Here is a 16,291-nt window from a genome sequence, read left to right as displayed (position 1 = left end):
GGCCTAAGCCGACAGCCTGGCCGCACCCGTGCTGCGACGGGCCCACAGCGATACGCACAGGTGGATGCCCACACCCACCGCCAGCAGCACTGCGCTGCCCAGCCCCCACAAGGTCCAAGTTACGGCCGTAACGCCGCTGGCTACCGAGGGCGCAGCCTGCAGGAATCCGGCCAGCAGGGTCCACGTTTCGGTCAGTGCCACGATCAGGCCCTGAATCGCCTCAACGGGCAAAAACTGCAGCAGCCACGCGGGCATGGGCACGGACGAGAGGTCGGCCGCCGGCCCGGTGAGCGAGGGCGCCACGGTTAGCGCCCAGACCACCACGCCATGAAAGGCCCAGGCCGCGAGCGACCACAGCGCAAACAGCAGCATGACAAGGGTCCAGTTGGCGATGTAAAGCATGTGTTGTTCCTCTTCTTCGAAATAGGTCAGATAGTTGGTGCGAGAACCCGTAGTCTGGCGAGGGAATGGCGCTGGATAAACCAACCCTGCCCGCAACTAAGATGCGGTTTTCCCGAAGCTGATTCGACATGTTGAACTACCGCCACCTCTATTATTTTTGGGTTGTCATCAAGGAAGGTGGTTTTGCGCGGGCCGCCGAACGCCTGGACATGGCGGTGCAGACCATCAGTGCCCAGGTGCGCGAGCTGGAAAAGCAGCTGGGGCACCAGTTGCTCAAGCCGGCGGGCAGGGGGGTTGCGCCCACGCCTGCCGGGCAGGCCGCATTTAAACGTGCCGAGGAAATTTTCACCCTTGGGCAGTCGCTCCCGGACGAGGTGCGCGAGGCCGCCACAGGCCGCGCGGCGCAGCTTTCGGTTGGGCTGTCAGACGGGATTTCGAAGCTGGCCGCGCATGCGCTACTTGCGCCAGTGCTCGAAACCCCCGATCTAAGGCTGGTGTGCCATGAAGGCGAAGTCGAGCAACTGCTGGCGGAACTGGCCCTGCACCAGCTCGATGTCGTGCTGGCCGGCCAGTCGGCACCGCGCAACCCCAACCTGCGGCTGACCAGTGAGCGGCTGGTGGATTCGGGCGTGCATTGGTATGGGCCAGCCAAGCTGGTGGGCAAGGCACAGCGCGAGGGGTTTCCCCTGTCACTGAACAACCTGCCCGTGCTGTTGCCCACAGGTCACTCTGCGCTGCGCATGGCGCTTGACCACTGGTTCGACACGAAGGGTATCCAACCGCGAATCGTCGGCGAATTTGAAGACAGCGCACTGCTGGCGGTGTTTGCCGCGCGGGGTATGGGAGTGTTTCCGGTAAGTCAGCTCGGTGCGGGCGATGTAGGGCAGATGCGCGGCCTCAGGTTGCTGGGACAGTGCGAGGATGTGCGCGAGGAAATCCACGCCATCCGCTCGCGCCGCGGGCTGCACCATCCGCTGGTCAAGCAGATCCTTGCTGCCAGCGCGCAGGCCTGACGCCCGGGCGGCCTTGTGCCCCATGTGCTGCATATGGCGCGTGCGCCGGATCACGGCACGGTCATCGGCTTGGGTGTCCACTGGCGGCTAGCCGACGCCATCACCCGAGCTTCGGCCTCGGCCAAATGGCGATCTGCCTGTGCGGCCGCTGCGGCGAGGCGCAAGACTTTGTGCTGCAAGGGCTTCGCACTGATCGCCGACATCATCGATGTCAGCATATTTTCATCCAGGTGAGCGGTCATGGAGCGGTTGCTGTGTGCGCCCATCAGCAGATCTTCGCAGAGGTCCCTGACCACGCGGGCGAACGCACCAGGCGCGATACCCAGTTCTTGTTCAACTTCCATATCCCTGAGCGTATCGATCTCCGAACGACAGACGTTGCCGTCTGATATCAGGACCAGGGCCACGATGCGGGCCGCGGCCTCAGGACTGTTGTGGGGGTAGTTGCGCATGAAATCCTCCTGTGCAGATTCGGGAGCAATGGCGTGTGGGGAGAGATGGCTAGTCGTAGTGGCGATAGCGGCCGGGCAGGTGGCCGGCCCGCAGGCGGCGTTCGGCCTTCGTCTGGATCCGTACTGGCTGCAGGGCAGACCTGGCCGGTGCAGCTAGAAGAGTCCGTACGGCTTCTAGGACGTGGTGGAATTTGCCCAGCAGCGCGGCGGCGAGCGTGTATCGGATTTTCATGATTGAGTTCTTTCGGGGTCGTGTTGCAGACACTGCAATCTAGGTGCTCCACGCTTGTGGAAAAACCTGTTTAAACCGTAGCTACACGTAGATAAAACCGATGCTTATTTGCTCAGTCCGGTGCGAGGTTAGGCTTCCGAAAAACCTGCTGTTTCCGGCGCTGCCCTCATCCTAGTCTTGAGGCTTCCTTCAACCAGGAGACATGTCATGCAAGTGCTTTTTCTTACACGCGACCCCGAAGGCTCCAACATGCGCGATCAGGCCGAGCGTCGGGTGCGATTTGTGTTCCGCCGCCTCGGCTGGCAAGTGCCCCGTACTGAAGTCCAGCTGTCGGACCTCAACGGTCCGCGCGGTGGGTGCGACAAGCGCTGCCAGCTTTCAGTGAAAACAGAAGGGCGTGGACTGGTGGTGGTTTCCTCGGTGGCCAGGGACTGGCGCACCGCGCTGGACGAGGCGCTCGCACGTGCTGTCCGCACGGTATTTCGCAAGATCAAGCGCACCTCGCCATCCAGGGTACCGCGCTCGGCCGGTTTGCAATAAGCATGACGCAGGCGCCGGGACCCGTTGCGATGTGTCGCGCGCCGCCCTTGGTGCATAAGGCGGTGCGCTCACGTTACGGCAAGGGCATTGGGCACTTGCCGCACGCCCCGGTCATCACGATCTGGTGTTGCCGCGGAAACGTTTTTTTGCCGGGGCAACGCAGTGCAGCGGCGAGAGAGGCGGCGTTGAGGCCGCGGACGTGGGTTATCGCAGGCAGGGGAGCTATGGAATCGATAGCTACGAGTTCACGCGGATAAAGCGATGAAGTCCTATTTGTCTAGAGAGGCCGCTGCCGCTGCCAGCCAGCCGGTGGCTGCCAGGACCGTGCCCAGCCGATGAAGTCGTGCAGGGGCATGGGCCGGGCGATGCAGTAGCCCTGCGCCTGCGCGCAGCCCAACTGCAGCAGCATCTGGCCTTGCTCCACGGTTTCCACACCCTCCGCGATCACCCGGTAGCCGAACGAGCGGGCCAGGCCGATCACGCCCTGCACGATGGCCAGATCGCCGGGGTCGCTCATCATGCCGTGCACAAAACTCTGGTCGATCTTGAGTGTGTCCATGGGCAGGCGGCGCAGGTAGGTCAGCGATGAATAGCCGGTGCCGAAGTCGTCCAGCGAAATGACAAGCCCTTGGGCACGCAGTGCGGTCAGGGTCTGGGCCACCGCGCCCAGGTCGTACAGGGCGGCGCTCTCGGTGATTTCAATTTCGAGCCGATGGGCGGGCACGCCGGGGTGGCGCGCGATGCAGCGGGCCATCCACTCTGAAAACTCGGGGTGCTGCAGGTGGGGCGCAGCAATGTTGATGCCCACGGGCAGATGCAGGCCCTGCGCAGAAAGCTGCTCCAGAGTGGTGAGTGCGGCCTCCACCACCCACTGACCAAAGCTGATTTCCAGTTCGGTACCTTCGAGCAGGGGCAGGAAATCGCCGGGTGGCACCACGCCGCGCTCGGGGTGGTTCCAGCGGGCCAGCGCCTCTGCGCCCACCACTGCGCCGCTGCGCATGTCCACCTTGGGCTGCAGGTACAGCGTGAACTGCGACGCCGTCAGCGCTTCACGCAGGTGGCGGCCCTGTTCGCGCAGCACCTGCAGGGCACGTTCCTGCGCGGCGTCGAACTGGTGAAACCGGTTGCGCCCGGCCTGCTTGGCGGCGTACATGGCCTGGTCGGCGTGGCGCAGCAGGGCGTCGGCGTCGGCGGCGTCTTGCGGAAACACCGTGTAGCCAATGCTGGCCGTGACCACGACGCGCTCGGTATCGAGCGTGTACGGCGCTGAAACGCTTTCCATCACCCGGTGGAGCAGGCGTTCGCAGTCGTCGGCTGTTTCCAGTTCGGGCATGAGGATCACGAATACGTCACCGCCCAGCCGGGCCACGGTATCCAGCGGGCGCAAGGCGCGCGTGAGGCGCCCGGCCACCACCACCAGCAGGCGGTCACCCGCGCCGTGACCCAGGCGGTCGTTCACGGGCTTGAAGCCGTCGAGGTCAAGATAGGCCACGCCCAGTTGCTTGCCGGTCTTGTGTGCCTTGTCCATGCACTCCTGCAGTTTGCGCGCCAGCAGCACCCGGTTGGGCAGGCCGGTGAGGGCATCAAACAGCGCCAGGCGCTGCAGCAACACCTCCTGCTCCCGCTGGGGGGTGACGTCGATGGCCACGCCCAGCATGCGTTCGGGGCGCCCCGCGGCGTCAAAGCCGACGATCTTGCCCAGGTTGCGCACCCAGCGCGCCGGGTCACCGGGCGGGTTGACGCGCCAGGTGGCATCAAACGGTGTGGCCGGGTGTTCGGTATGGCGCGCCAGTTCGGCGGTGATGCGGTCCATATCGTCCGGCGGTACGCCTGCGGTCCACTGCGTCGCGACGGGGCCGGTGGGCGCCTGTTCGTCATCGGCGGCAATCCCGCGCATCGCGCGCCATCGGGTGTCGCCGGTGATTTCGCCAGTTTGCAGGTTCCAGTCCCACAGGCCCAGGGAGGCGGCTGAAATGGTGAGCGACAGCAATTCCTCGCGTTCCCGCACCCGCTCTTCACTGCGCTTGCGGTCGGTGATGTCGTGCACCGAGAAAAGCCAGCAGGGTTCTCCGTCAAATTCGGTGGCCCGCATCGACTGCAGCACCGTGCGCGGCGGTCCGTTGCGCACGTTCAGGATGACTTCGTAGCTGGCAAGGTGGCCCGTGCGCTCCACCTCGGCCACCAGGCGCTCGCGCACGGGCGCGGGGAAGATGCCCAGCTCCACGGCCGTGCGGCCCAGAGCTTCCTCGCGGGGGATGCCCAGCATCTCCACCCAGGCGGCGTTGATGTCCACATAGCGCCCGTCACTGCGGCGGGACAGGCCCATGGGGTAGGGCATGAGGTGAAAGATGCGCGAGAAGCGCTCTTCGGACTGGCGCAGTCGCTGCTCGGCGCGTTTGGTTTCGTCGATGTCCTGCACAACGCCGCGCAACCGGGTTACGCGCCCGTTCTCGACCACCGGCTCGCCCCGGGCACGCACCCACACCAGGCGGCCATCGGTGCGTACGATCTCCATCTCCATGCTCCAGTCGGTGCACGTGAGGATGCTCTGGCGCACGCGCTCCCGCAGGGCGTCCCGGTACGCCGGGGCCACATGGTGGTTGATGTAGTCGTGCGGCACGGGAGAGCCCGGGGGCAGGCCGTGGATGTCCCGGCACACGTCGGACCAGTACACCAGGCCCTTGCCGCGTTCGTCCTCCCAGACACCCAGCCGGGCAAGGCGGCCGGCCTGCTGCAAGAGGCCGTTGAGGGCGCGCAACTCTTCACTCGCGCGGTGGGCTTCGGTCATGTCGTGGAAAACGAAAACAAAACAGTTTTCGCCATCCACAAGCACGGAGCGTGCCGACATCTGGCCGGGTATGCGGACACCGTCGCGCTGCGCCACCAGTGGCAGGCGGTCCACCTTGCCCTCGCGCAGGAAGGTCTCCACCAAGCGGGTGCGCTCGTGTTCGCTGGCCCAGATCCGTAGTTCGGTGGAGGTGCGCCCGATCACCTCCTCACGCGGTCGCCCCAGCAGTTCGCAGAATGCCGGATTCACGTCCAGATACCGGCCGTCAGCGATGCGCGAGATGCCCGCAGGGTCGGGCAGCGTCTGGTAGAACGTGGTGTATTTCAGCTCTGAGGTGCGCAGCGCGTCCTGCACCTCGCGGTGCGCGGTGATGTCCACGTCCATGCCGATCAGGCTGGTGGGCCGGTTGGCTGCATCGCGCGTGGCCACGGTGCCGCGCGACATGAGCCAGTGCCAGCGGCCCTCGTTGTCCATCACCCGGAACTCGGCTTCGTAGCTGTCTTCCAGCCCGTCCATCGCCCGCGCCAGCCTGGCGGCGTTGCGTTCGGCGTCCTGGGGGTGGCGCCGGGCATACCAGCGGTCCCACAGGTCGGGCGCATCGGCATCGGCCGGTGTGATGCCAAAGGTCTCGTAGAAACTGCCATGGCAGCGAAATCGCCGCTCTGCCACGTCCCATTCCCAGCGCCCGCCCGCCATCGAATCGAGCGCCAGCTGCAGTTGCTGCTCCTGCTGCCCGAGCGTGTGCTGGATGTCGGTGCGCGCAAGCTCGGCACGCGCCTTGGTGGCCAGCAGCAGGCGCCCCACGCCCAGCATCAACACACCGGCGCCGTGGTGCCAGGGCAAGGGCAGCAGCGCATCGGCCCCGCCGCTGCTGGCCCACAGGCCGATGGCCACTGCCAGCGGCAAGGTGAGGGTCAGGCCCACCACCGCAGCCCAAGGGGGTACGCCGCTGCGCGCGACCACCATGCGCCACAGCATTCCACTGGTGACCGCCATACCAAGCACCACGGTGGCTGGCAGTGCGCTCTGCGGGTCGGCCCAGACCACCGCGGCCAGGGCCATCAGTGCCGTGACGATGGCGGCCGGTGCGCCGAAAAAAAGTGCCAGAAAGCTGGCCGCAGTAGGGTAGGCCGCCACGCGCAGTTCCGGGGCATTCCAGCGCAAGGCCGCAAAGGCCAGCACCGAGACAATGCCACCGGCCACGCCCAGCAGCAGCAGGGTGCTGCGCGACGGGGTCAGCGCCTCTTTGGGGGGCAGCCATGCCAATACCAGCAGCAGCGACATGACCGCCGTGCCCGCCAAAAGGGTGTTGTTACCCATGAAAGAACGCCCGCACAAGACCTGCCGACAAAACACGCGCAGGCCACCAAGCGCGTGGGGCGCCGCCGTTGGTGTGGGTGGCAGGGCCCCACCCCCTGCCGCAGGCGGACTCGGTCAGATGGCAAACGCCCGGTGAGAAACCCATGCGCCAAGTTTAGGGCCGTTCAGGGGCGGGTCGCAGCAGGGGAAGCGTCCTGATAAGTCCGGTTGACAACAGGGTGCCGCACACGATCACCAGGGCGCAGCCCATCATCCAGGGGGTAATCCGCTCGCCCAGGAAGAGCGCGCCGTACAGCACCGCAAACACCGGGGTGATGAAGGTCACGGCCAGAGCCCGGCTGGGCCCGGCGCTGGCGATCAGGCGGAAGTACAGGATGTACGCAATGCCGGTGCACAGCACGGCTATGGCCAGAATGGCGCCCCAGGCGCGCAAACCGGGCATCTGCGCGGGCCAGAACCACAGCGTGGGCAGGGCCAGGCCCAGCGCCGCACCCAGCTGGCTGCCGGTGGCAGTGGCCAGCGGTGGAATGCCGGTGAGATAGCGCCGCGCAAAGCTGGCCGACAGCCCATAGAACGCCGAGGCCAGCAGGCAGGCGGCGATGGCCCAGTGGGCGCTGTCGGTCTTGAAACCCGTGCCCGATGGCGCCCGCCACGCCAGCAGGGCTACGCCCACAAAACCCAGCGCCAGCCCCAGCCAGCGCAGGCGGTTGATGCGGTCGCCCAGCCACGCCCAGGCCACCAGCGCGCCAAACAGCGGCACCGTGGCGTTGAGGATGGAGGTCAACCCCGTGGCAATGTGCAGCACCGCCCACGAGAACAATGCAAACGGAATGGCCGAGTTGATGACCCCCGCGAACAGAATGGGGCGCCAGTGCTGGCGCAGCGCGCCGCCGTGGCCCTGGCGCAGCATGATCGGCCAGAGGAACACCGTAGCCAGGGCCACGCGCAACCCGGCCGTGGGCAGGGGCCCGAACTCTGAAGCGCCCAGCCGCATGAACAGAAACGATGCGCCCCAGAGCGCCGCCAGCGCAATGAATTCGCCGATCCAGGTGGATACGGGCTGGTTGCCGGGGCTGTTCATGCGAATCCTTGCGGTGGAAAGTTGTAGGCGGTGGCAGGCCCCGCATTCTCCAGCCTCAGCAAGGCCGTCTTCCGGTCGAGGCCACCGGCATAGCCCGTCAGGCTGCCGTCCGAGCCCACCACGCGGTGGCAGGGCACGACCACGCTGAGGGGGTTGCGCCCCACGGCGGCGCCCACGGCGCGCACGGCCAGGGGGCGGCCCAGTTGGCGGCCCAAGGCGCCATAGCTGGTGGTGGCGCCCCGGCCGATCGCCAGCAGGGCCTGCCACACGGCCTGCTGGAAGGGCGTGCCGCCCGAAAAGTCCAGTGGCAGGTCAAACCCCGCCCGTTGACCGGCAAGGTATTGCTCCAGCTGCTGGGCCGCCTCCTTCAGCAGCGCGTGGCCGGGCACGCACGGCCAGGCGGCGGGGCCGTAAAGCTGCATACCGGGTTCGTGCCGCTGGCCCTCAAACCAGACGCCCGCCAGGCCGGTAGGTGATGCCGCCAGGCGCACGGGCCCGAGCAGGGTGGAAGTGCGCAACTGCACGGTGTGGGGATGAAATTGCATGGTTGAAATCTGGATTTTTAGATGAAATTGGCCTCCAGCGCTTGCTGGATATGCGCTGGCAGCTATGTTTTTGATAGTTGTGAAGGCGCTGGCGCAGCTGCACCTGCCGCCCAGGCGCGCAGCACCGCATAGCTGCGCCACGGCCGCCAGGCCTGCGAGGCCTCGGCGGCGGCGCGGGCCGGGTTCTTGTGCCCCTGCACGCCCAGGGCCTTGTGCAGCGCCACATCCCCGGCCGGAAACGCATCCGGCCAGCGCAGCACGCGCATGGCGATGTACTGGGCCGTCCAGTCGCCAATGCCCGGGAGCTGGCACAGCGCGGCCGTGGTGCTGGCCACGTCGGCACCCGCGTGCAAGGCCAGTGTGCCGCCCTCCACAGCGCGGGCCAGGGCCACGATGGCCGCCTGGCGCTGGCGCACGATGCCCAGCTGGCCCAAGGTATCTCCGTCGGCCGCTGCCAGCGTGGCAGCGGTGGGGAACAGGCGGTTCAGGCCGGGCCAGGGCGTTTCGATGGGCTCACCCAGCCGCTCCACCAGCCGCTGGCCCAGGGTGCGAGCAGCGGCCACGGTGATCTGCTGGCCCAGCACGGCGCGCACGGCCAGCTCGAAGCCATCGAACGCACCGGGCACGCGCAAGCCGTCGCCCTGCGGAAAGTGCGCGTGCAGCACGGCGTTGATGGCCGCGGGGTCGGCGTCCAGGTCGAGCATGGCGCGCACGCGGCGGATCACGAGCGGCAGCACGGGGTACAGGCTGTCGCTGGTCTGCAGCAGCACCTGGTGGCGGGCCGTGTCAAAGCGTGCGCTGAACCAGCCCGTGGTTTCGCCCGTCAGGCCGGTGCAGGAGGCGGGCAGACGTACCGTGCGCCGCAGCGTGGCCTCCTGCGGCACCACCCATTCCACGCCGTGGAACTGCCGCCGTTCAAAAAATGCCAGCAGCGCAGGCACATCCAGCGGCGGGCGCCAGGCCAGGCGCAGCGTGCTGGTGGATTGCGCCCCTGCGGTGGTGCCGCTGCGCCGCAGCTGTGTGGGGTTCAGGCCATAGTGGCCCGAAAACGCTGCATTGAAGCGCCGCACACTCGCAAAGCCGCTGGCCAAAGCGACCTGGGTAACGGGCATGGGGGTGTCGGTGAGCAGCTGTTTGGCCGTGAGCAGCCGGCGTGTCTGCAGGTATTGCAAGGGCGACACGCCCAGGGCCGCCTCAAAAATACGGCGCAGGTGCCGGTCGCTCACACCCAGGCGTGCGGCCAGCCGGGCCACGGTGGCGCTGCCTTCGCCCGGCGCGGTCGGCGCGGGCCACAGGTCGGGGGCATCCAGCAGGCGCACGGCCTGCTGCACCAGGATGTTGCTCGCGTCCTGCACCGACCACACCAGCGCCTGCGGGGCGACTTCGGGCCGGCAGCGCAGACAGGGGCGAAACCCGGCGCTTTCCGCCTGCGCGGCCAGCACAAAAAACGGCAGTTCTCGCGCCGGGGCGCACGCACGGCGCACACCGGGCGGCAGTAGATGCCGGTGGAGGTCACGGCCGTGAAGAAATGCCCGTCAAACCGTGCATCACGCGCCAGCACGGCCAGGTAGCGGCCTTCGTCCCGGGCGGTATCGGCGGCAAGGGGCAGGGCAGGCGAGGTCATGCGCCCAATGATAGGAGGCCGGCGGCCGTGCACTGGCCGTTTTCGGACATGTGCCCAGCGGCGGCCAAAGTGCCACGCCTACAATGCTGCGGACTTCAAGACCGTGTCAACCCATCGCGAAAGGCCCCTGCGTGCAGCCCACACCCGCCATTTTCAAAGCCTACGATATCCGCGGCATTGTGCCGTCCACGCTCAACGAAGAAGTTGCTCTCGGCCTGGGCCGGGCCTTTGGCACGGCAGCCCGCGCCGAAGGCCAGACCACCGTGGCAGTGGGGCGCGATGGGCGCCTGTCAGGCCCGGCCATCTCGGGTGCGCTGATCCAGGGGCTGGTGGAGGCGGGCATGGAGGTGATCGATGTGGGCCTGGTGACCACGCCGCTGCTGTACTTTGCAGCCAGCACGCTGTGTGCCAGCGGTATTCAGGTCACGGGCAGCCACAACCCCAGGGACTACAACGGCTTCAAGATGGTGCTGAACGGCCGCGCCATTTATGGCGAAGAAATCCAGCAGCTTCGCCGCACCATGGAGCAGGAAACCTGGCAGCTGCTGCCCGGCGGCTCGGTGCGCCCTGTGGACGTGCTGCCCGCGTACCGCGAACGCATCGTGGGCGATGTGAAACTGGCCCGCCCGATCAAGATCGTGGTGGACTGCGGCAACGGCATTGCCGGTGCCTCGGCGCCGGACATCTTCCGCGCCCTGGGCTGCGAGGTGATCGAGCTGTTCTCCGAGGTGGACGGCAACTTCCCCAACCACCATCCCGACCCGAGCAAGCCCGAGAACCTGCGTGACCTCATCGAGGCCCTGAAGGCCAGCGACGCCGAGCTGGGCCTGGCGTTTGACGGCGACGGCGACCGCCTGGGCATCGTGACCAAGGAAGGCACCAACATCTTCCCCGACCGCCAGATGATGCTGTTTGCGCAAGACGTGCTCTCGCGCGTGCCCGGCGGCGAAATCATCTTCGACGTGAAGTGCACCCAGCGCCTGGCGCCTGCCATTGCGGCCGCGGGCGGCGTGCCGGTGATGTTCAAGACCGGCCACTCGCTCATCAAGGCGCGCATGAAGGAGACAAACTCCCCGCTGGGCGGCGAGATGAGCGGCCACATCTTTTTCAAGGAACGGTGGTACGGCTTTGACGACGGTACGTATGCCGGCTGCCGCCTGCTGGAGATCTTGAGCAAAAGCGCCGACCCGAGCGCGGTGCTCAATGCGCTGCCCACCAGCCACTCCACCCCCGAGCTGAACGTGGCCTGCGCCGAGGGCGAACCACATCGCCTCACGGCTGAATTGCAGGCCCTGGCCGCGGAGACCTTTGCCGCGCCTGCCGCCATCAGCACCATCGACGGTCTGCGCGTGGACTGGCCCGATGGCTTTGGCCTGATCCGCGCCAGCAACACCACGCCGGTGCTGGTGCTGCGTTTTGAAGGCCACACCCCCGAGGCCCTGGCCCGTATCGAAGCGGCCATGCTGGCCCTGCTGCACCGGGTCAAGCCCGATGCGCACGTGGGCGCCGCCAGCCACTGACGCCAAATCGTCGAACCCGTCGCGCCCCTCTTTCTGTATTTGTTGTTGAACCGCCCCGCATGAAACCGTCACTGTCCACCCCCTTGCGTGTTGCCGCTGCCCAGTCGCCCTCGGCGCCGGGTGATGTGGCGCGCAACGTGCAAACGCACCTGGCCTTTGTGCGGGCGGCGGTGCACGAGCGTGTGCTGGTGCTGGTGTTTCCCGAGCTGTCGCTCACAGGGTATGAACCGAACCTGCTGGCGGCCAACGTGCTGTCGGCCGACCATGCCGCTCTGGCTCCCTTGCGGCAGTCTGCCCAGCAACATGGCATCACCCTGGTGGTGGGCGCCCCGGCTGCGCCGGTGGTGGCGGGCGCCTTGCCCGCCATTGGCGCCTGGGTGCTCGGGGCCGACGGCAGTGTGGCGCTGTACCGCAAGCGCCACCTGCACCCCAGCGAGGAGCAGTTCGCCAGTGCTGGCACCGACGACGCCCAGGTGCTGCTGCTGGCCAGTGAACCCACGGCGCTGGCCGTGTGTGCCGACATCACCCACCCCGAACACGCCCTGGCCGCCAGCAATGCGGGCGCTGCGCTCTACGCGGCGGGCGTGCTGATTTCCGAGAAGGCCTATGGGACCGAATCGGCCCTGCTGCAAGGCTATGCCCACGACCACGACATGGCGGTGCTGGTGGCCAACTACAGCGGGCCCTCTGGCGGCTACGTGAGCGCGGGACGCAGTGCCTTCTGGTCACCCGGTGGCCACTGCGTGGCAGCCGCGCCCGATGACAGCCCCAGCCTGGTGTGGGCGGCACGGGGCGACAGCGGCTGGATGGGCGGGGTGGTGGAGCTGGTCGGCTGATCTGCTGGTCGATCCCCCGCATGAACGCTGCCCGCGCCCTGTATTCACTGGTGACCTGGTGCGCGCAGCCCTTGCTGCGCCGCAAGCTGCGCCGCCGCGCCGTGGCCGAACCTGGCTACGCCCATGCGGTGGACGAGCGTTTTGGCCGCTATCCAGTGCCCATGGACAGCATGGTGTCGCACCACAGCGTCGATCCGATAGGCCAGTTTGTCTGGGTCCACGCCGTATCGCTGGGCGAAACCCGTGCCGCCGCCATCTTGCTGGCCCAGCTGCGCGAGCAGCTTCCGGGCATGCGCCTGCTGCTCACCCATGGCACGGCCACCGGGCGGGCCGAGGGCGAAAAGCTTCTGCTGCCCGGCGACGTGCAAGTGTGGCAGCCCTGGGATACACCGGGCGCCGTGGCGCGCTTTCTGCGCACCTTTCGCCCGGCCATCGGCATCCTCATGGAAACCGAGGTCTGGCCCAACCTGGTGGCGGGCTGCCAGCAGCGTGGCGTGCCGCTGGTGCTGGCCAATGCGCGTTTCAACGCCCAATCGCTGCACAAGGCCCAGCGCCTGGCAGCGCTGGCCCGGCCCGCCTATGGGGGGTTGACCGCTGCCTGGGCCCAGACCGAAGACGACGCCACCCGCCTGCGGGCCATCGGCGCCCCGGTGCGCGGCGTGTTTGGCAACCTCAAGTTTGACGTGGTGCCCGACACCCGCCAGATCGCCCAGGGTCGGGCCTGGCACGCCCACACCGGGCGCCCCGTGGTGCTGCTGGCCAGCAGCCGGGAGGGCGAGGAGGCGATGTGGCTCGAAAACTTCAAGCCAAAACAGGCGTCAGCGCTTGATGGACAAGCGCAAATAGCTATTAATAATATAGCGAACGGCGTGCAGTGGCTCATCGTGCCGCGCCACCCCCAGCGGTTTGACGAGGTGCAACAGCTGCTCCAGCGCGCTGGGCTCACCGTATCGCGCCGCAGCCACTGGGCGGCAGAACCCGAGGCGGCCGATGTGTGGCTGGGGGATTCACTGGGCGAAATGGCGCTGTACTACGGTCTGGCCGATGTGGCCTTGCTGGGTGGCAGTTTTGCGCCCCTGGGCGGCCAGAACCTGATCGAGGCCGCCGCCTGCGGCCGCCCCGTGGTGCTGGGGCCGCATACCTTCAACTTTGCCGAGGCGGCCGAGCTGGCCTGCGCGGCAGGTGCCGCGCAGCGTGTGCCCGACATGGCCGCAGGCATGGCGCTCGCGGCCCATTTGGCGACGGATGCCCCGGAGCAGGCCGCGGCCAGCGAACGTGCCAGCCGTTTTGCCACGGCGCACCGGGGAGCGGCCCGGGCTACGGCGCAGGCGGTGCAGGCCGTGCTGCAAGCCGCCGGGTAGCTCCGCGCGGCCCGTCCGCCAACCCCGTCAGGGCTTGATGAGCAAGGCGTTGATCGCCTCAATGTCCTGCTGCGTCAGCGTGCCCGCCGCCTGGCGCAATTTCAGCGTGCCGAGCAGCACGTTGTAGCGGGCCTGGGCCAGATCGCGCTTGGTCTGAAAGAGCTGGCTTTGCGCGTTGAGCACGTCAATGTTGATGCGCACACCCACCTGGTAGCCGAGCTTGTTGGCATCCAGCGCACTCTGGCTGGAGGCCTCGGCGGCTTCCAGGGCCTTCACCTGGCCCAGCCCCGACTGCACACCAAAGAACGCGGCGCGGGTGGCCTGGGCCACGTTGCGGCGGGTGGTTTCGAGGTCGGCGGCGGCTTTTTCTTCGAGCGCCAGCGTTTCCTTGACGCGGTTTTGCACCGCAAAGCCCGCAAACAGGGGAAGGTTGAGCGCCACGCCCACGCTCGCGCTGTTGGTGCGGCTGTTCAGCCCTGGCGACTGCACCGTGCCGTTGGGATTGCGCGTGACGTTGTAGCCCACCTGCAGATCCACCGTGGGCAGGTGGCCGGTTTCGGCCTTCTTCGTTTCGAGCCGGGCAATGTCGAGCGCGATTGCGGCCTGGCGCACGCCGGGTTGCTGGTCGCGCGCAGTGTCCACCCAGGTGGTGACGTTGTCGGGCTGTACCGTGGGCAATGGCACGGGCAGCGCAAGGGGGCGGGGGTCGGCGCCGCTGATGCCCACCAGCTGATCGAGCGCCAGGCGCTTGACGCGCAGGTCGTTCTCGGCGGCGATCTCCTGGGCAATCACCAGGTCGTAGCGGGCCTGGGCTTCACGCGAATCGGTGACGGTGGTGGTACCCACCTCGAAGTTGCGCTTGGCGAACGACAGCTGCTCGGACACCGCCACCTTCTGTGCGCGCACGAAGGCCAGGGTGTCCTGCGCCGCCAGCACGTCAAAGTAGGCCTGGCTCACGCGCACCAGCAGGTCTTGTGTGGCGGCGTCCAGCTGGGCCTGGGCCACATCGATGCCGCGCTGGCCCTGCTCGAAGCCGATACGGTTGGCCGGGCGGAACAGGGGCTGCGATGCCTGCACGCCCAGGGTCTGCTGGGTACCGGTGTTCTCCACCGGTGGGCGGCTCAGCTCCACATTGGCGCGGCTGAGCCCGGCCGTGAGCCCGGCACTGGGCAAGAGGCCCGCGCGGGCCTGGTCGGCACGGCGCGCTGCGGCATCGAGCTGGGCGCGGGCGGACTGCCAGGTGGTGTCATAGGTGCGGGCCGATTCCACCAGCTCCAGCAGGCTCTGGGCATGCGCCGGAGCGCACAGCGCGGCGCCAAGCGCCAGCGACAGAAGGGACAGGAAAAGGGGCCGATGCGGGGTCATGGAGGTCCTTCGGAAGAGTCTGCGGATCGAATGGGGGCCAAACGGGTGGTGAGCGCGTGGTGAGCGGCGTGGTCAGAGGCGGCGAATGGCTGCGCTTCAATAGCGCGGCACAGCGGGGTCGCTTTCCTGCGACCAGGCATCGATGCCGCCCGAGATATTGGCCACTGTCTCAAACCCGTGGTGCTGCAGGAACCCGGCCACCCGCAGGCTGCGGGCGCCGTGGTGGCACAGGCAGGCGATGGGGCGCTGGGCCTGGCGGGCGGGCTCCAGCTCGGCCAGCCGCGCAGTGAGCTCGCCCATGGGGATGGCCACCAGCTCAAAGCCGTCGGGGCGCACGCTGGCGGTCTGCAGCTCCCAGGGTTCGCGCACGTCCAGCACCAGGGGCTGGCTGCCGTCGGATGCGGCGGCAAACCAGGCCAACAACTGTGCGGGGCGGACGTGATCGATCATGCAAAACTCCGAAGGGGCGGAACCAGACTCAGAATGTGAAGCCGGAAGGCTCGGGGAAGTTCACCAGACGCGGCGCGATGGTGTCCCACGGGGAAGTGGTCTCAAAGCGGTCGCCGGTGCGGCGGGTCAGGGTGAAGCGCATCACGGGCTCGCCGCCCACGATGGCACCCAGGCGGCCACCGTCGCGCAGCAGCGCAAGCAGGGCGGTCGGCACTTCGGCCACCGAGCCGCTCAGCACGATCACATCGAACGGGCCGTCGGGAATGGCATCACGGGCGCCGTCGTTCAGGCGCACATCGGCGTTGTGCACGCCCGCGTCGCGCAGGTTCTCGCGGGCCATTTCGGCCAGGACGGGGTGGATTTCGAGCGACACCACACGCTCGGCGCGGGCGGCCAGCAGGGCTGCCATGTAGCCCGAACCTGCGCCAATCTCCAGGACACGGTCTGTCGGCTGGATCTGCAGGTCTTGCAGGATGCGCGCTTCGACGCGCGGCTGCAGCATGCTCAGGCCCAGCCGCACGGCCTCTTCGGCGTCGTTGCCGAGCAGGGGGATTTCAATGTCCATGAACGCCATGCTGCGGTAGGCCGGAGGGACAAAATCCTCGCGGCGCACCACCGCCAGCAGGTCCAGCACATCCGCGTCCAGAACGTTCCAGGGACGGATCTGCTGCTCGATCATGTTGTAGCGCGCCTGGGCAACCGGATCGTTGATGTTGGCAAGCGAGTTCAGGGGCAGGTTCATGGTTTCTCCGTGGGGCAGGT

At 67.5% G+C, this 16,291-nt stretch carries 14 protein-coding genes and 1 pseudogene; 5 read left to right on the top strand and 10 right to left on the bottom strand.

The genetic code is table 11. From position 1 onward, the window contains the following. Positions 1–3: 3 nt before the first annotated feature. Entirely contained in the window at positions 4–402 is a 399-nt protein-coding gene (locus KYG_RS20700) for a hypothetical protein (RefSeq protein ID WP_008906887.1), read from the bottom strand. A 128-nt stretch (positions 403–530) separates the two neighbouring features. Here KYG_RS20700 and KYG_RS20695 point away from each other — a divergent pair, with 128 nt between their 5' ends. After that, entirely contained in the window at positions 531–1,415 is an 885-nt protein-coding gene (locus KYG_RS20695) for a LysR family transcriptional regulator (protein ID WP_008906886.1), read from the top strand. A gap of 50 nt (positions 1,416–1,465) precedes the next feature. Here KYG_RS20695 and KYG_RS20690 read toward each other — a convergent pair whose 3' ends face one another. Further along, entirely contained in the window at positions 1,466–1,867 is a 402-nt protein-coding gene (locus KYG_RS20690) for a hypothetical protein (protein WP_008906885.1), read from the bottom strand. A 49-nt stretch (positions 1,868–1,916) separates the two neighbouring features. Continuing rightward, entirely contained in the window at positions 1,917–2,099 is a 183-nt protein-coding gene (locus KYG_RS20685; RefSeq protein ID WP_008906884.1) for a hypothetical protein, read from the bottom strand. A gap of 207 nt (positions 2,100–2,306) precedes the next feature. Here KYG_RS20685 and KYG_RS20680 point away from each other — a divergent pair, with 207 nt between their 5' ends. Then, positions 2,307–2,639 carry a hypothetical protein gene (locus KYG_RS20680; protein ID WP_008906883.1) on the top strand — a complete coding sequence of 111 codons (333 nt, stop codon included), beginning with the start codon at positions 2,307–2,309 and terminating at the stop codon, positions 2,637–2,639. A gap of 277 nt (positions 2,640–2,916) precedes the next feature. Here the strand turns inward: KYG_RS20680 and KYG_RS20675 are convergent, their stop codons facing one another. The 4 genes and pseudogenes from KYG_RS20675 to KYG_RS20660 form a co-directional block, all read right to left on the bottom strand. After that, positions 2,917–6,747 carry an EAL domain-containing protein gene (locus KYG_RS20675; protein WP_008906882.1) on the bottom strand — a complete coding sequence of 1,277 codons (3,831 nt, stop codon included), beginning with the start codon at positions 6,745–6,747 and terminating at the stop codon, positions 2,917–2,919. A gap of 154 nt (positions 6,748–6,901) precedes the next feature. Next, positions 6,902–7,828 (bottom strand): DMT family transporter, encoded by a 927-nt coding sequence (locus tag KYG_RS20670; RefSeq protein WP_008906881.1) that lies wholly within the window; start codon positions 7,826–7,828, stop codon positions 6,902–6,904. Next, entirely contained in the window at positions 7,825–8,373 is a 549-nt protein-coding gene (locus tag KYG_RS20665; RefSeq protein WP_008906880.1) for a methylated-DNA--[protein]-cysteine S-methyltransferase, read from the bottom strand. The genes KYG_RS20670 and KYG_RS20665 overlap by 4 nt, the downstream gene beginning before the upstream one ends. A 62-nt stretch (positions 8,374–8,435) precedes the next feature. After that, a pseudogene (locus tag KYG_RS20660) lies at positions 8,436–9,997 on the bottom strand (DNA-3-methyladenine glycosylase 2 family protein). A 131-nt stretch (positions 9,998–10,128) separates the two neighbouring features. On the opposite strand from KYG_RS20660, the gene KYG_RS20655 reads away from it, so the two are divergent. Genes KYG_RS20655 through KYG_RS20645 form a run of 3 tightly spaced genes read left to right on the top strand, consistent with a single transcriptional unit; the run spans position 10,129 to position 13,714 of the window. After that, positions 10,129–11,517: a phosphomannomutase/phosphoglucomutase gene (locus KYG_RS20655; protein ID WP_008906878.1), complete on the top strand. Its 1,389-nt coding sequence runs from the start codon at positions 10,129–10,131 to the stop codon at positions 11,515–11,517. 59 nt (positions 11,518–11,576) lie between these two features. Then, positions 11,577–12,353, top strand: coding sequence for a carbon-nitrogen hydrolase family protein (locus KYG_RS20650; RefSeq protein WP_008906877.1), 777 nt, complete (start codon positions 11,577–11,579; stop codon positions 12,351–12,353). A gap of 20 nt (positions 12,354–12,373) precedes the next feature. After that, positions 12,374–13,714 (top strand): 3-deoxy-D-manno-octulosonic acid transferase, encoded by a 1,341-nt coding sequence (locus tag KYG_RS20645; RefSeq protein ID WP_008906876.1) that lies wholly within the window; start codon positions 12,374–12,376, stop codon positions 13,712–13,714. Between the two features lie 27 nt (positions 13,715–13,741). Here KYG_RS20645 and KYG_RS20640 read toward each other — a convergent pair whose 3' ends face one another. From KYG_RS20640 to KYG_RS20630, 3 genes are all read right to left on the bottom strand, one after another. Then, positions 13,742–15,079, bottom strand: coding sequence for a TolC family outer membrane protein (locus KYG_RS20640; protein ID WP_008906875.1), 1,338 nt, complete (start codon positions 15,077–15,079; stop codon positions 13,742–13,744). A gap of 96 nt (positions 15,080–15,175) precedes the next feature. Next, positions 15,176–15,529 (bottom strand): rhodanese-like domain-containing protein, encoded by a 354-nt coding sequence (locus KYG_RS20635; protein WP_008906874.1) that lies wholly within the window; start codon positions 15,527–15,529, stop codon positions 15,176–15,178. Positions 15,530–15,557: 28 nt separating this feature from the next. Further along, a complete protein-coding gene (locus KYG_RS20630; RefSeq protein WP_008906873.1) occupies positions 15,558–16,271 on the bottom strand; it encodes a protein-L-isoaspartate O-methyltransferase in 714 nt (237 codons plus the stop codon). Between the last annotated feature and the right edge of the window lie 20 nt (positions 16,272–16,291).

The organism is Acidovorax sp. NO-1, assembly GCF_000238595.1.
Lineage (GTDB): Bacteria > Pseudomonadota > Gammaproteobacteria > Burkholderiales > Burkholderiaceae_C > Acidovorax.
Note: the sequence above shows the minus strand (reverse complement) of the source record. Positions and strands in the feature narration are given on the sequence as shown.

Excerpts from the sequence above, each read along its gene's own strand:
- KYG_RS20700 (WP_008906887.1), bottom strand. The coding sequence starts at position 402 with ATGCTTTACATCGCCAACTGGACCCTTGTCATGCTGCTGTTTGCGCTG.
- KYG_RS20675 (WP_008906882.1), bottom strand. The coding sequence starts at position 6,747 with ATGGGTAACAACACCCTTTTGGCGGGCACGGCGGTCATGTCGCTGCTG.
- KYG_RS20640 (WP_008906875.1), bottom strand. The coding sequence starts at position 15,079 with ATGACCCCGCATCGGCCCCTTTTCCTGTCCCTTCTGTCGCTGGCGCTT.
- KYG_RS20680 (WP_008906883.1), top strand. The coding sequence starts at position 2,307 with ATGCAAGTGCTTTTTCTTACACGCGACCCCGAAGGCTCCAACATGCGC.
- KYG_RS20665 (WP_008906880.1), bottom strand. The coding sequence starts at position 8,373 with ATGCAATTTCATCCCCACACCGTGCAGTTGCGCACTTCCACCCTGCTC.
- KYG_RS20635 (WP_008906874.1), bottom strand. The coding sequence starts at position 15,529 with ATGATCGATCACGTCCGCCCCGCACAGTTGTTGGCCTGGTTTGCCGCC.
- KYG_RS20695 (WP_008906886.1), top strand. The coding sequence starts at position 531 with ATGTTGAACTACCGCCACCTCTATTATTTTTGGGTTGTCATCAAGGAA.
- KYG_RS20685 (WP_008906884.1), bottom strand. The coding sequence starts at position 2,099 with ATGAAAATCCGATACACGCTCGCCGCCGCGCTGCTGGGCAAATTCCAC.
- KYG_RS20650 (WP_008906877.1), top strand. The coding sequence starts at position 11,577 with ATGAAACCGTCACTGTCCACCCCCTTGCGTGTTGCCGCTGCCCAGTCG.
- KYG_RS20630 (WP_008906873.1), bottom strand. The coding sequence starts at position 16,271 with ATGAACCTGCCCCTGAACTCGCTTGCCAACATCAACGATCCGGTTGCC.
- KYG_RS20645 (WP_008906876.1), top strand. The coding sequence starts at position 12,374 with ATGAACGCTGCCCGCGCCCTGTATTCACTGGTGACCTGGTGCGCGCAG.
- KYG_RS20670 (WP_008906881.1), bottom strand. The coding sequence starts at position 7,828 with ATGAACAGCCCCGGCAACCAGCCCGTATCCACCTGGATCGGCGAATTC.
- KYG_RS20690 (WP_008906885.1), bottom strand. The coding sequence starts at position 1,867 with ATGCGCAACTACCCCCACAACAGTCCTGAGGCCGCGGCCCGCATCGTG.